This is a genomic window from Deltaproteobacteria bacterium, from assembly GCA_016208165.1.
GTDB lineage: Bacteria > Desulfobacterota > Desulfarculia > JACQYL01 > JACQYL01 > JACQYL01.
This window is the reverse complement of the sequence record JACQYL010000033.1, coordinates 42561-56394: the sequence shown is the minus strand read 5'-3', so window position 1 is coordinate 56394 and position 13834 is coordinate 42561. Positions and strand designations below refer to the sequence as shown.

14 protein-coding genes are annotated in these 13834 nt (G+C 54.2%); 1 reads left to right on the top strand and 13 read right to left on the bottom strand.

Annotated elements, in window-relative coordinates:
* From HY788_07530 to HY788_07490, 9 genes are all read right to left on the bottom strand, one after another.
* The coding region (locus tag HY788_07530) for a bile acid:sodium symporter (protein ID MBI4774016.1) at nucleotides 1-426 on the bottom strand (426 nt) is incomplete at its 3' end.
* 367 nt (nucleotides 427-793) lie between these two features.
* Nucleotides 794-1096 (bottom strand): hypothetical protein, encoded by a 303-nt coding sequence (locus tag HY788_07525; protein MBI4774015.1) that lies wholly within the window; start codon nucleotides 1094-1096, stop codon nucleotides 794-796.
* A 237-nt stretch (nucleotides 1097-1333) separates the two neighbouring features.
* Nucleotides 1334-1633, bottom strand: a complete 300-nt coding sequence (locus HY788_07520; protein MBI4774014.1) for an antibiotic biosynthesis monooxygenase — start codon at nucleotides 1631-1633, stop codon at nucleotides 1334-1336.
* A 725-nt stretch (nucleotides 1634-2358) separates the two neighbouring features.
* On the bottom strand, nucleotides 2359-2934 hold the full coding sequence (pal, locus tag HY788_07515; protein ID MBI4774013.1) for a peptidoglycan-associated lipoprotein Pal: 576 nt from the start codon (nucleotides 2932-2934) through the stop codon (nucleotides 2359-2361).
* A 905-nt stretch (nucleotides 2935-3839) separates the two neighbouring features.
* A complete protein-coding gene (locus HY788_07510) occupies nucleotides 3840-4268 on the bottom strand; it encodes an amino acid-binding protein (protein ID MBI4774012.1) in 429 nt (142 codons plus the stop codon).
* Nucleotides 4265-4813: a 2-oxoacid:acceptor oxidoreductase family protein gene (locus HY788_07505; protein ID MBI4774011.1), complete on the bottom strand. Its 549-nt coding sequence runs from the start codon at nucleotides 4811-4813 to the stop codon at nucleotides 4265-4267. The genes HY788_07510 and HY788_07505 overlap by 4 nt, the downstream gene beginning before the upstream one ends.
* Complete coding sequence (locus tag HY788_07500) at nucleotides 4803-5540, bottom strand: 2-oxoglutarate oxidoreductase (protein MBI4774010.1); 738 nt, start codon at nucleotides 5538-5540, stop codon at nucleotides 4803-4805. Before HY788_07500 ends, HY788_07505 begins: the two co-directional genes overlap by 11 nt.
* Before the next feature lie 70 nt (nucleotides 5541-5610).
* Nucleotides 5611-6675 (bottom strand): 3-methyl-2-oxobutanoate dehydrogenase subunit VorB, encoded by a 1065-nt coding sequence (locus HY788_07495; protein MBI4774009.1) that lies wholly within the window; start codon nucleotides 6673-6675, stop codon nucleotides 5611-5613.
* A 10-nt stretch (nucleotides 6676-6685) separates the two neighbouring features.
* A complete protein-coding gene (locus HY788_07490) occupies nucleotides 6686-6916 on the bottom strand; it encodes a 4Fe-4S binding protein (GenBank protein ID MBI4774008.1) in 231 nt (76 codons plus the stop codon).
* A gap of 552 nt (nucleotides 6917-7468) precedes the next feature.
* On the opposite strand from HY788_07490, the gene HY788_07485 reads away from it, so the two are divergent.
* On the top strand, nucleotides 7469-8371 hold the full coding sequence (locus tag HY788_07485) for a glycosyltransferase family 2 protein (protein ID MBI4774007.1): 903 nt from the start codon (nucleotides 7469-7471) through the stop codon (nucleotides 8369-8371).
* Nucleotides 8372-8541: 170 nt separating this feature from the next.
* On the opposite strand, the gene ahbD is transcribed toward HY788_07485, so the two are convergent.
* Genes ahbD through HY788_07465 form a run of 4 tightly spaced genes read right to left on the bottom strand, consistent with a single transcriptional unit; the run spans nucleotide 8542 to nucleotide 13611 of the window.
* On the bottom strand, nucleotides 8542-9621 hold the full coding sequence (gene ahbD, locus HY788_07480) for a heme b synthase (GenBank protein MBI4774006.1): 1080 nt from the start codon (nucleotides 9619-9621) through the stop codon (nucleotides 8542-8544).
* 5 nt (nucleotides 9622-9626) lie between these two features.
* A complete protein-coding gene (gene hemB, locus HY788_07475; protein MBI4774005.1) occupies nucleotides 9627-10598 on the bottom strand; it encodes a porphobilinogen synthase in 972 nt (323 codons plus the stop codon).
* On the bottom strand, nucleotides 10595-11779 hold the full coding sequence (ahbC, locus tag HY788_07470; GenBank protein MBI4774004.1) for a 12,18-didecarboxysiroheme deacetylase: 1185 nt from the start codon (nucleotides 11777-11779) through the stop codon (nucleotides 10595-10597). Before ahbC ends, hemB begins: the two co-directional genes overlap by 4 nt.
* Complete coding sequence (locus HY788_07465; protein ID MBI4774003.1) at nucleotides 11776-13611, bottom strand: AAA family ATPase; 1836 nt, start codon at nucleotides 13609-13611, stop codon at nucleotides 11776-11778. Before HY788_07465 ends, ahbC begins: the two co-directional genes overlap by 4 nt.
* Nucleotides 13612-13834 lie beyond the last annotated feature (223 nt).

Here is a 13834-nt window from a genome sequence, read left to right as displayed (position 1 = left end):
GACCTTCACCAGGGTCGGCAATGTAAAAGGAGCCACCAGTGACGTTACCACCACCATGACGAGAACCATAGGGCTGTTCGCCCTCACCAGGTTGGAAATAAACGGAGCGACCACTCCGGTGGAAATGCCCGCCAACAACAGAGCGGCTAGCGCATAGGAAGGAAATGTTATGCTGAAAAGGAGATACACGATCACGGGTAACGCCACCATCTTAACCAGAGTAAGAGACACTATGGATCGCCATGAACCGTGTATCGTCCTAAAGACTTCCTCCAGCCGGATGTTCATGAAACTGAGAAAAAGGAAAACCATGATCAGGGCCGTTAGATACGGCTGGAAAGGCGCTCCAATCGCCGGCTTCAGAATCCCGGCGGCCATGGTAGTGTAAACAGTCACGAGCATGATGATGTCTTTGGCGCGCAGCATCGGACGATTTCCCCGGAGAGCGTTTTGAAAGGAAATGGATATTCAGCGCCAGGGCATCGGAAAACAGTTTCCGGCAACGATTCGAACGGGAACCGGAAAAGGGTTTTGAATAGACGATTCCCCGGCCCTTCTCCATCCCGCCCATCGTTTCGCCCTAGACGGTTTTGGCGGTTGTGGAAGAACCACGACGGGCTCTTTCACTACGCGAAAAGCCCCCTAAAGTCTTCAACAAAGACTTCTTATCACTTGCCTGGCCGTTGGTAAAGGCGGAAGGATCACGAAGTCAAGATAGGACTACTCGAGATGAACTCTTGTCGGATTTTCCGGCGACGCAGAAGAGGATCGCCGGAAAATCACGAGGGATTCGCTATCGGCCGGCTGCAGCTTTATAGTTCGCATACAGGTCATGGACGCGTTTCTTCAGTTGCTTGATCTTCTTGTTGTCCTCTTCGGTTGACCAGCGTGGCTCGCTCATCGAGTACAGTGCGTTGGCGATTTCGTCGATCACATGCTCTGTGGCTTCACACCATTCGTCCGTGCAAATATCGGTCATCTCCCTCGCTTCATCTATATCTTTTTCCAGCATCTTAATGGACTTTTCCATAGATTTGATAAGTGTTTTCCAAGACTTCTTCATTTCCTCAAAGACTGCTTCCTTGGGCATCGGCATCATTTCTTCCTTTCGTTCAGCGAGACGGTCAGCGTAGACATCTTCTTCCTAGTGATAGTTCCCACACAAGCGAGGCGGTCCCTTTCGGCGCCGGCCCTCGCACATCATCCGGAGGCGTGTGCATATCCGCCTAGCCATGGTTCGTGAACGTCAATATCATTCGAGTCTACGAACCAAACGGCTCGCGATCGAGTTTGCCTCCTACCACAACACAGATACACTCGATCCGGATCACCGCTAATGATGGTACATCCCTAAAGCATACGCTTCATACTCGGTCGGGCCATCGAGATACTTCTCCAAATCGCTTTCGCTTTCCATTCTGCTTGGATCCTCTTTCCAGCTTTTCCAGCAACCCATGTCTTGCCAAGTACTGATCACTAGCAGCTTTTTTGGATCGTCGATGCCGAGCAGGCTTTCACCGGTAACGTACCCGTCCCGATTCATGGCCCCGGAACGCAACCTGTTGAGAAGGGCCAATACGTCCTGAGATATCCCTTTTCTCAAGCGTCTTTTGATCAATACTCTAACCGCCATGGAAACCTCCTTTCGATTCGTTTTGGTAAGAACCCATATTATCTATAATAGTCCGACACAGGCATTTCTGGCAATGTTTACGTTGAGGAATTTCAGGAATCGGCTTTTCCGCACGTCAAATGGTGTGCCTTCCCGAATAGGAGAAGAGACACACATGAGCAGAGCTTACATATATTTGACAGAGGGTGCTTATCCGCACAATCTGTTCGTCACGGCCCCCACCGGACACAAACGCGCTCGCACTACGTTTGGAATAGTCCAGCTAACCGGTAGAAGCATGCCTGAACCAACCGGTATTATCCAAAAAAGCGTAAAGCACTCCAATTCAGGCTGAATTTCTGAAAGGCGCTATAACCGTGCACAGGGGTTGAGGACCGAGATTTCGAGGCTTTCGATAGGAAAAAAACGTCGGCAGGAAGATCATCCGGATGCGGGACATCGTACGAGCCCGTTGAAAAAGCCGGGTTGTTACAGGCCGTTGAAAAACGATGAGATGCAAGGCGCGCAAATCCCGAGGAAGGCGTACATAGAGTACGTCGCAGTGACGAAGGATGAAGCGTCACGCCGTTGGCGTGACAGCAGATCGCGTTTTTCAACAGCCTGGTAAGAGCGGGGAACCGACTCGTGTCCCGGCGGCGCACCCGTGGCGAACTCCCGTTTACTGCGGTAGAAAAAAGAGGGGGTGAGTTACACTCCCCTCACCCCTCTCTTGTCCGTAAACCTATCTATTCAATTATAAATTCGTCGCGCCGATTCTGGGACCACGCGTCTTCGTTGTGAGCAGGGTCTACCGGCCGTTCCTTTCCGTAGCTGACCGTACGAATCCGGTCCGAATCCACACCGGCTTTCACCAGGTAATCTTTAGCGGATTCCGCTCTGCGCTGTCCAAGAGCCAAGTTGTACTCTACGCTGCCACGTTCGTCACAGTGTCCTTCTATGAGCAGCTTGATCTCCGGAGCCTTTTCCATCATGTAGCCGGCCTTTCGCAGCAAAGCCACCTTCGAAGCCTGGGTCAACTTGGCGGAGTCAAAAGCAAAAAAGACCTTCTCCGTCTCGACCTGTTTCCGGAGCTCTTTAGCGGACATCTCGGCGATTTCTTTGGCCAATTGTTCCCTCAACTTCGCCATTTCCGCGTCGGTCTGACCTTCCGCTCCCGCACCTTCCTTCGCCATTTCGTCCCCCGGAGAGCCGGGCTTATCCGGTGTATCCCTCAAGCCTTCTTTGGCGCATGAGACCGCAAAGACTAGACTCAAGACAAAAATGACTACCATCCACCCCGTCCAAACTCGTTTGGCTTTCATTCCTTCCTCCTTCAGGGGTATTGCTTTTACCTGTTCGCTTGGGCGGATTCCATCGCGTTGTCGAGCTATCCATCGCATAAGAACGCCATTCGGCCTCTCAATGGATTTGCCCGCGGATGGAAACCATGTAGAGCAGGCAATACCCCGTGGGTTCCTCGGAACCGCATAAATTACACTGCCCCCCACTCGCCCCGTCCCACGGCGACTCATCAATACCGTCGACCGTTAGGCCATCCGTTTCTCACTTCGACTTCTCGAGCTTTCAATTTGGCATTACACATTTGTTTTCTTCGCACCCTGTTCCTCCGAGGACACATTCTGGTCGCTTCCTGAGAACAGATTCTCTTCACCTCCTGTTGCTTTTTCAATTTTTCTTATTATTTACGGCGAATATACAGCCATGTCAATTGGGTTTTGAATCTAAAACAAGAAAACGGACATTTCAATTCCTCCGAAAGATCTACTCGTCTGAATCTTCCCGAGACCGAATGTCCGCTAAAACGCGTTTTCCGACACTTCGGAATAGTTCCTATTCCGGCGCCTGAACGGAAGAAGAAACGTATCCGTTTCCCCTCAGCCCTCCCAAACATTTTGTCGTCCGGGCACGAATCACGCACCCACAAACGGCTTGATGTTAAAAAGAACCAATTGATCGAAACACACCTTAGGACCTCATACCCGACATCCCATTGCAGGGAAAAGGCCGGCCACCTTTCGTCTAAAGAAGCATGCGGCTACGACGCACAAACCCGGATCAAAGACCGGGTTCTGTTCAGGCAAACAGGATATAGGCAACGCGTCCTTTTCAAGACCCCCTCTTCTTTCCCCGGAGTTCACGGACGATATTTTCAATCTGTTAGACTACTCCCGTACTGGAATACGATTACCAATCCGCTCAACAAGCTTTACATTTCGTACAGTTTTTCGTCGAACAGATTGATCCAGTTCTTCCTTAGTACATCTATTCCTTCTTCTATCTTGTCAATACCTACAATTACAATCACTTTATCGCCGATAAACATGGTATTGTAGATAAATCCGACATTAATCTGGGCTTGATGCAACGGCTTCAGTATAGCAAGCATGCCCCCAGGATGTGAAGGAACTTCAGCGGCAATTACCGCTTGTTCGGCAACATCATATCCAAAACTCTTTAGAACATTAGATGCCTTGTCTGGATCATTCGCCACAAAGCGAAGCGTTCCCTTATTATCGGATGTGTCTGCCGACAGGGCGAGCACGCTCACGCCATTGTCCGTGAGTAGACCTTCAACTTCCGCCAGTTTACCAGGTTGGTTCTGCATAGATACCGTTAACTGCTTAACCATGTTCATCCGACTTCTCCTTCAACGAACTCCGCCCCTCGGATCAATCCTTTGATGTTGTCTTCCAATATCTTCGCGCTCTTGCCGGCAAAGACTTCGCCCAAGGCCTTTTTCATTGTTTCTATGGATACGGCCCGGGTCTTTTGTACCACTGCTCCAAGCATCACGAGATTGAGAGCCCGGTCATTGCCGATTTCATGAGCCAGCGTGTTGGCGGGCACTTTTATGACTTCGATATCGTTCCGACCCGGCGATTGGCTTATCAGGTCCGAATTTAAAAACATCGTCCCGTTGGGTCGCACCGCACTCTGGAACCGAACCATGGAAGGATGGTTCATCACAACGGCTACGTCGGGTGAAGACGCTATGGGAGAGGCGATTTCATCAGAAGAAACCACAACCGTACAGTTGGCCGTCCCACCCCGTACTTCAGCTCCGTAGGCGGGCATGTATGTTACATGCCGTTCCTCGCGCATCGCCGTCAACGCGAGAACATACCCCATCATGAGCACTCCCTGCCCGCCAAACCCCGCGAATATCGTTCTAAGTAACATCTCGGATCACCTTCAGAGGAAAGAATTTGGTCATCTCTTCATCAACCCACTTGGACGCGTCAACAGAACTCATCTTCCAATTTGTAGGGCAGGGACTCAAAATCTCCACCATGGAAAAACCCAGATCATCCAGTTGAACTTGAAACGCTTTTCGAATGGCTTTTTTGGCGTGATTGATGTTCTTGGGATTGGTCACCGCGCATCGCTCGATGTAAGCCGCTCCGGCGGCCGTTTGAAGCATTTGACTCAGATCCACGGGATAGCCGTCCCGTAGAGGGACTCGGCCGCCGGGAGAAGTGGTAGTAGCCTGCCCGGTAATCGTGGTGGGAGCCATCTGCCCTCCCGTCATGCCGTAAACCGCATTGTTGACGAAAATGGCCGTTATGCGCTCGCCACGGTTGGCCGCATGCACCGTTTCCGCCGTTCCGATAGCGGCGATGTCTCCGTCTCCCTGATAGGTAAAGACCACTCGATCGGGAAGCACCCGCTTGATGCCGGTGGCAACGGCCGTAGCCCTGCCGTGAGGCGCCTCGCCCATGTCCACATCAAAATAGTTATAAGCCAGCACCGCGCAGCCCGCCGGGGGCACTCCGATACAACGCTCCTGGATGCCCAATTCATCGATGACCTCGGCAACCAGGCGATGGATGATGCTATGACCGCACCCGGGGCAGTAATGGAATACGGCGGGCTTTAGCGATTTCGGCCTTTCGAATACTTTTTTCAAAACAGCTGCTCCTTGAACGCTCGCAGATATGTTCCCACTAACGCGACTCGCGTTCTCCTACAAAAACGGGTTACGATCCCGGCTTGCCGTCCAGGCGAAAATAATGGCCTGAAAGCACATGGGCGACCTCCTGAGGCGACGGCACGATTCCTCCCGGTCGGCCGTAAAAATGCGTCGGCCTTTTTCCCTCCAGGGACAGTCGGACGTCTTCTACCATCTGCCCGGTCGACATCTCGAACACGACAAAGCCGCGCACCCATTGGCTCAAGCTTTTCAATGCCTGAAAAGGAAACGGCCAAAGCGATATGGGCCGGAACAGACCGACCTTGAGGCCGTTTCCCCTTAGACGGTTCACAGCCCCTTTTGCGATCCGGGCCGCGGTTCCGTATGCCACAACCACCAACTGGGCATCTTCCGTGAGATACGATTCCGACCTCTGCTCCCGATCCGTGATGGCTTCATACTTGCGATACAGTTTCCAGTTGTGCTCTTCCTCGATACGGGGATCCAACAGCAGGGAACGGATGAGTCGGCTTTTTCGGCCCCGCGCCCCGTCCAGAATCCAGGGTTTGCGAGGCAACGATTTCGGGTCGATGGGCTCAGGAAACTCCACCGGTTCCATCATCTGTCCCATCATTCCGTCACCCAGCAGCATCACCGGCGTGAGATACTCGTCCGCCAACTCGAACGCTCTGCGGGTCAAATCCGCCAATTCCTGACCCGACGCAGGCCCCAGCACCAGGGTTCGATAGTCGCCATGCCCACCGCCCCTGGTGGCCTGGAAATAATCCGACTGGCTGGGGGCGATGTTCCCTAAGCCCGGGCCGCCCCTCATCATATTGACGATAACACCGGGAAGCTCCATCGCCGCCAGGTACGAAATGCCCTCCTGTTTCAGGCTGATCCCGGGGCTGGAAGAGGACGTCATGACTCGACCCCCGGCCATGCTCGCCCCAATCACCATATTGATGGAAGCCAACTCGCTTTCGGCCTGGACAAAAGTCGCGTCCGGCATGGCCGCAAACTGGGTAGCCATATATTCAGGCAGTTCGTTCTGGGGTGTAATGGGATAGCCAAAATAGTAACGGCATCCTGCCCGGATTGCCGCCTCGCCCACCACGTGGCTCCCCCTCATCAGTCTCTTCTCAGTCACGGTACACCTCAATGGCTATGTCCGGACAGGTTACGGCGCAAAGCGTACAACCCGTGCACTTTCGCTTGTCCGTATCTTCGACGGTTTCTTCCACGTAGCATGCGGGATAGTACCCCATAGCGTTCAGCATATCCGACACCTCAATCACTTTCTTGGGGCATACGACGACGCAACGCTGGCATCCTTTACACAATTCCCGATCTATGACAATGTGCCCTTTCAAATCCGGCTCCTGTAGCTCTTGCGGAGTCTACTCCTGGATGGTTTCAGGACCGGTCGTCGAGCAACCGGTCGACGCACTGAGTAAATTTAATCTTGCTATCAGAGAGAACCCGCGGATGTCAATGAGTTTTTTTTGCGCTCATCGCCCGAACGGCCTGCCGCTCGGAAGAAGGCATGGCGTTGGAAGCGACCCTTTCGACCCCTGAAGCGGAAAAAGGGAAACCCTCCGGCGCCGTTTACGTCCTCGTTCGCCTCCCATGAACGCGCCCCCGGCCACCACCCGAAGCACGACACGGAATCGATCCGCACAAACACCGGTCCCCGCTTCCCATACTATCCGCCTCTGAAAGCGAACCATTCGCGCCGGGTCTTTTGCACTCATTGTCGTCGCGCCTGTCCGTGCTGATTCGAAATCAATTAGCACTATAGATTTGGAGGAAGGTTATGGTACACTCGCCGGCACTCACTCAAGGCCATCGGCCGGTTTCGGATCCGCTCCAAGTTCGATCTTTTCGCATCTAGCGAACCAGCGGATGAGAAAGGAGCACATTCGTTGGGACAAGTAAGCATTGTCATTCCCGCATACAACGAATCCGGTATTGTGGGAAACACGGTGGAATCGGTTCGAGAGGTATTCAGGGACTCGGGACACGAGTTCGAAGTCATCGTGGTGGATGACGGATCCACGGACCAGACGGGCCGCGAAGCCGAGGATGCGGGAGCCCTCGTCATTCATCATCCCAAGAACATCGGCTACGGCAACGCCATCCTGACCGGCGTAAAGCACGCAAGACACCCCCTTGTCGCCATTACCGACGCCGACGGAACCTATCCGGTATCCGAACTGCCGGCCATGGTCTCCGAAACCGAGGAACGGGGTCTCGATATGTTGGCCGGAGCCCGGAAGGGTAAGCACTACCGGGGCACTGCCTTCAAATCCGGAGCGAGAGCGGTTCTCAAATACATGGCCGAATTTACCGCGGGAAGGAAAATCCCGGACGTGAACAGCGGTCTGCGCGTCATGCGGCGGGATATGGTGCTTGAATACGGGCCGCTGTTGTGCGGGGGATTCTCTTTCACCACCACCATCACCGCCGTCGCCATGCTGGACCGCCGGTTCGTGGAATATCGGGAAATCGAATACAAGGCGCGCCACGGAAAAAGCAAAGTGTCCTACCTTCGAGACGCCCTACGCGTGACCCGTCTCCTGGCCACGGTTCTTCTCCTCTTCCATCCCATGAAATTGTATCTGTTACTGGCGGCGGGCGTATCGGCAACGGGCATTCTGGCCGTCATTGCCCACGTGGCCCTCGATGTCTCCGGCGTAACGGTTTCCATCTTTCTGGCAACGGGCTTGGCCGCGGCCTTTCTGATCGCTATGGGGTTACTGGCCGAACAAAGGCGGGTAATGGCGGAAACGGAACGGGCGGGTTCTTTCAGAACAAAAAACAGATGAGGGGCCAATAATAATTCGCCCCTGCGGGACCTGTCATCGCCTATGGCGGCGATGTATTACGCGTAGGGGCGTATTGCGATACACCCCTACGATTTTTTTCCTAACCAACCGATTGACAACCTCCCTAAGGACCGAAGACCAGTAGGGGCGTATTGCAATACGCCCCTACTTTATCTCCTCATGGAGGCGGGGATGTAGGAACAAAGGGGTTCCTCGGCCATGAAGTCGCCCGTGGCCTCGTAGGCCCTCGCCCTGCAGCCGCCACAGACGTTCCGGTATTCACACGGACGGCATTTCCCGCCATATTCATCGGGGCTTCTCAGCCGCTTGAAAAGGTCAGAGTTTTCCCAGATCTCGTGGAACGGCGTTTGCCGGACGTTTCCGGCGCTCAGTTCGAGGTACCCGCAAGGCTGCACTTCCCCGACGTGCGAAATAAAACAGAAAGCGAGCCCTCCCAGACAGCCTCGAGTAACGGCATCCAGGCCGTGAGTCTCCTGGGTCACTTGCTTCCCGTCCTCCTTGGCGCGTTGCCGGAGAATACGGTAGTAGTGCGGCGCACAGGTGGCCTTGAGATGAAGCGGCGATCTCCCCCTCTGGTCGTAAAACCAGTGCAATACCTTCTCGTACTCCAAGGCGTCGATCGACTGTTCCGCCAGATCCTTCCCTCTCCCCGTCGGCACGAGCAGAAACAGGTGATGAGCCACGGCGCCCAGACTTTCCGCCAGCGCCAAAATCGAGGGGATCTCTTCCAGGTTGTGTTTTGTAATGGTCGTATTGATCTGAAACTCGACGCCGAAACGTTTCAGCAGGTCAATTCCTTCCATCGAACCCTGGTACGCCCCTTTAACCTGGCGAAAGGCATCGTGGGAATGGGCCGTGGCTCCGTCCAGACTAATGCTCACCCGCCTTATTCCGGACTCCCGAATACGCTGCGCAGTCTCCTCCGTGAGCAATGTGCCGTTGGTCGCCATAACCATCCGAAGTCCGAGCGACGTGCCCATAGAGGCCAGATCGAACACATCATCCCGCAAGAGAGGCTCCCCTCCGGTGAGGATGATGACCGGTTTGGCCCACTCTGAAAGATCGGTCAGGAACTTCCGGCATTCGTCATAGCTCAATTCACCTTTGGGCGGTTCATTGTTCGCCGATGCTCTGCAATGTGAACAACTGAGGTTACAGCGACGCGTCACTTCCCAGGCGATCATGCGAATCCGATGCTTCCCGGGTCTCGATGAATGTTCCGGATGCATAGGCGCTATCTCAACAGAGCTGCCGCATCTTTGGCGAAATAGGTGAGAATCAGGTCGGCTCCCGCGCGTTTGATGGCGATCAAGGTTTCCATCATGACCAGGTCCTTATCGATCCAGCCCTTTTCCGCGGCGGCCAGTATCATGCTGTACTCTCCGCTGACATTGTATGCCGCCAGGGGAAGATCGAACTCGTCGCGGGCCCGCGACAGAATGTCCAGGTACGCGAGGGCGGGTTTGATCATTACGATGTCCGCGCCTTCTTCCACATCCAGAGTGATCTCCCGTATGGCCTCGAGCGCGTTGGCCGGGTCCATCTGGTACGAACGCCGATCTCCGAACTTGGGCGCCGATTCAGCAGCTTCACGAAACGGTCCGTAGTAGCCGGACGCGTATTTGGCGGCATAACTCATGATGGGGATCATATCGAAGCCGTCTTCATCCAATGCGTCCCGGATCTCGGCCACCCGCCCGTCCATCATGTCCGACGGCGCTATCATGTCCGCCCCTGCGCGGGCGTGAGAAAGCGCGGTTTTCGCGAGCAGTTCCAGGGTCGGATCGTTCAACACGGTTCCTTTTTCCACGACTCCGCAATGGCCGTGATCCGTGTACTCGCACAGGCACACGTCCGTGATCACGCACAGATCCGGAACTCGATGCTTGATCTCTTTGACCGCCCGCTGAATTATGCCGTCTTTCGCGTAGGCTCCGCTCCCCAGACTGTCTTTGGACTCGGGAAGTCCGAACAGAATAACCGCGGGAATGCCCAAATCCCACACCGCCTGCGCTTCTTTGCCCAAAAGGTCAACGGACAAATGAAACATCCCCGGCATGGCGTTTATGGGTTCCCGCCGGCCCTTTCCGGGCGCCACAAACAGAGGATAAATGAAATCATCCGGGCTCAACCGCGTTTCTCTCACCATTCGGCGCAGCGTAGGCGTTCGCCGCAGTCTTCTAAGCCTCATCTCGGGAAACATCATGATACTCGGACCTCCTCGTCCGTCAGGTAGCAAGCGGGATCCGGCGCCCAGACATCTCCATGAACCGCCTCGGCCCGCACCCGGAAATTGCCCGCGCATATGTCCAACCAGGCGCACCGCGCGCATCGTCCCGTTACGTGCCTCTTTTTGTCCTTCAATTTGGCCATCAACGGATCGGAGAGGTCCGTCCAGATGTCACTGAACGCACGCTGTCGTACGTTCCCGAACGTATGGTGTCGCCAGAATTGATCGGCGTGCACCCGGCCGTCCCAACTCACGCAGCCGATCCCCCGACCCGAGCTGTTACCTTCGTTCATCTTCAAGAGCGTCAATACTTCGTCTGCGCGAGAATCGTTTTCCCGGCACATACGGAGATATACATAGGGGCCGTCCGCGTGGTTGTCCACCGTGAGCACCTCCTTCGGAACGCCCCGGTCATGGAGATCCTTTGTGCGATCCATGATCAGATCCACGGTACGCCGGGTCTCTTCGTGGTTGAGATCCTCCTTGACCAGTTCCGTCCCCCGTCCGGCGTACACCAAATGGTAGAAACAGATCCGGGGTATCTCCATCTCCTCGAGAAGGTCGAACAACGGTCCCACTTCCTGAGCGTTCATCCGGTTGATGGTGAATCGGAGACCCACCTTTATCCCCGCATCCCGGGCGTTGCGGATGCCTCTCATGGCATCCTGAAACGCTCCGCGTTTTCCCCGAAAGCGGTCGTTGACGGCTTCGGTCCCGTCGAGGCTGATGCCGATGTACGACAACCCTACGCGCTTGAGTTCCTCGGCTTTTCCCCTCGTTATGAGTGTACCGTTGGTCGAGATAACCGCCCGCATGCCCTTTTGGACGGCATGGTCGGCCAACAGCGGCAGGTCTTGTCGCAGCAACGGTTCCCCACCCGAAAAAAGCACCACCGGAGAACCGAATCGCGCGAGATCGTCCAGCAGCGCCCTACCCTCTTCCGTGCTCAACTCGTCCTTCACGCCGTGTTCCCTCGCGTGGGCGTAACAATGAACGCACTTCAGGTTGCAGGCGCGGGTCATGTTCCAAACGACTACCGGTTTCTTGTCTTCGGAAAACTGAAGCAGGTGCGATGGCAAGCTCCCCGAATGCCTTCCATAACGAAGCACATCCGAGGGCTCCACCGTTCCACAGTACAGTTTCGAGATGCCTATCATTGATCCGCCTGTCGATTTCGAGTCATGGTTTCTTGTATCTCTTCCTGAGACATGTCCGCGGAGAAGTGCTTCTTGATCAAATCGCTCAAAAACGCTTCAGGCTTTCGCACCGCTTCTTCCGTCAGAACGAATTCGTCCAGGCCCGTCCTGTCTTTAACCAGCCTTAGGCCGTACTCGATCTCTTTGGCAAGGTACTTACAGACCTCGGTAGCATCGAGGTCCTGCTCGATCGCGCGCAGCATAATCTCGTTCACGGCATCATCCGTAAAGCGCACCCGAAACCCGAATCGCTCGCTGAGGGTCTTTTCATAGTCTTTGACGTGCTCGTGCATGTCAAACACTTCCTGCAATGCGTGATTGATGTCCATACCCAGCTGAACGTGAAGCTCGTTCACCAGATCTATTGTGATGTCGGTGAACTTCAGGCCGTGTTCCTCCATCTGCCGGCTCTTCTTTTCGATCAACATCCGCTTGAGGGCTTTGCGGTCCTCGAACGCAGCAATCTCGAATCGGGACTTACGCTCCTCGTCTTCCACGCCTGCCAGCACGTTATTCAGCGTCTTGCCGGATTCCTCGATCAATTCGGAGCTAACCAGCAGCCATCGGATATCCGTTGACGGAAGTTTCTTCTCGAAGGGAATCAGTGCCCGCTCCACCACGCTCACCAGCCCCCGGGCTCCGGTCTTTTCACTGTAGGCCATGTCCGCCAGTTTTTTCAGTGCAGCATCTTCAAACCGGATATCGATGCCGTATGCCCGAAAATCCCTTTTCTTGCTGATGATGATCGGATTGTTCGGGTTTCGCAGTATCTCGTAAAGATCATCCCGGCTCAATTCCTTAAACCGGGCAACGACCGGCAATCGGCCGATAAATTCGGACTCGAATCCATACTTGATGAAATCTTCCGTCCTGACTTCATTCAAAATCGAGGGGTCTATCTCCTTGCTTTCGACTTCCCCTCCAAACCCGATCTGCGCTTTGCTCAGACGCTCCTTGATCAGCTTTTCAATGCCCGAAAAGGCGCCGCTTACGATGAAAAGAATGTTGCGCGTATTGACTGTGCGCTTTTCCCGCTTCCCTGTTTTCCGATAGTTCTCTATGGCTTCGATTTGAGAAATGGGATCATGCGGCACCTTCAGATCCACGTCCGTATCTTCCATGAGCTTCAGCAGCGCGCGTTGGACGCCGCTTCGAGAAACGTCGGGACCGATGAGGCTGTGACTCGAAGCAATCTTATCAATTTCGTCGATGTATACAATGCCGTATTGCGCCAGATCGATGTCCTCATCGGCTTCATACACGAGATCGCGCACCAGATCTTCCACGTCACCGCCAACGTAACCGGTTTCGCTGAATTTGGTGGCGTCGCCTTTTACAAAAGGGACTCCAATCCGTTGAGCGATGAGTTTGACAATATAGGTTTTCCCAACACCCGTGGGACCCACCAGAACGATGTTATTCTTGATGAGGCCCACCAAATCATCGCTCCCCCGCCTACCCGTTTTTCGGGCAAATTTAATTCGATTGAAATGGGTGCAGATCTTTGTGGCCATTATGGCTTTCGCCTCGTCCTGCTGGATGATGTATTCATCCAGAAAGGACTCGAGTTCCTCCGGCTTTAGATCAAAACCAATACTATCGATGGAACGTTTTCTGCTGGACGGTTCGGCCTTTTCTCCGTCCGCATGGCCTTTTGGGATCATGAACGGCGACACGATTTTCACCCGGTCTCCGTATTTCTTGGACAGATAATCGCTGAGTTCCTTCTCAAGTTCTTTCTGATCCGGAATTTTCGAGCTCTGTTCTATATCTCGTGGTGTTTGACTCAACATAAAATTAGGTTCCTTTCTTACGCCAAATAAATGCAATATAGCCATCATCCACGGCCCGCGCAACCTCCCACCGGCGGGGGCTCTTGTCTCAGAGCCTGCTGCACATAGTGTTCGGCAATGAAAAGCCGGTGTTCCCGCCTCCGGAAGCGATCGTTCGGACTTTGCTTTCGGCGATCCTGTATGTAGGACAAGTACGGGAAAGAAAGGGTAAAACCGGAATCGG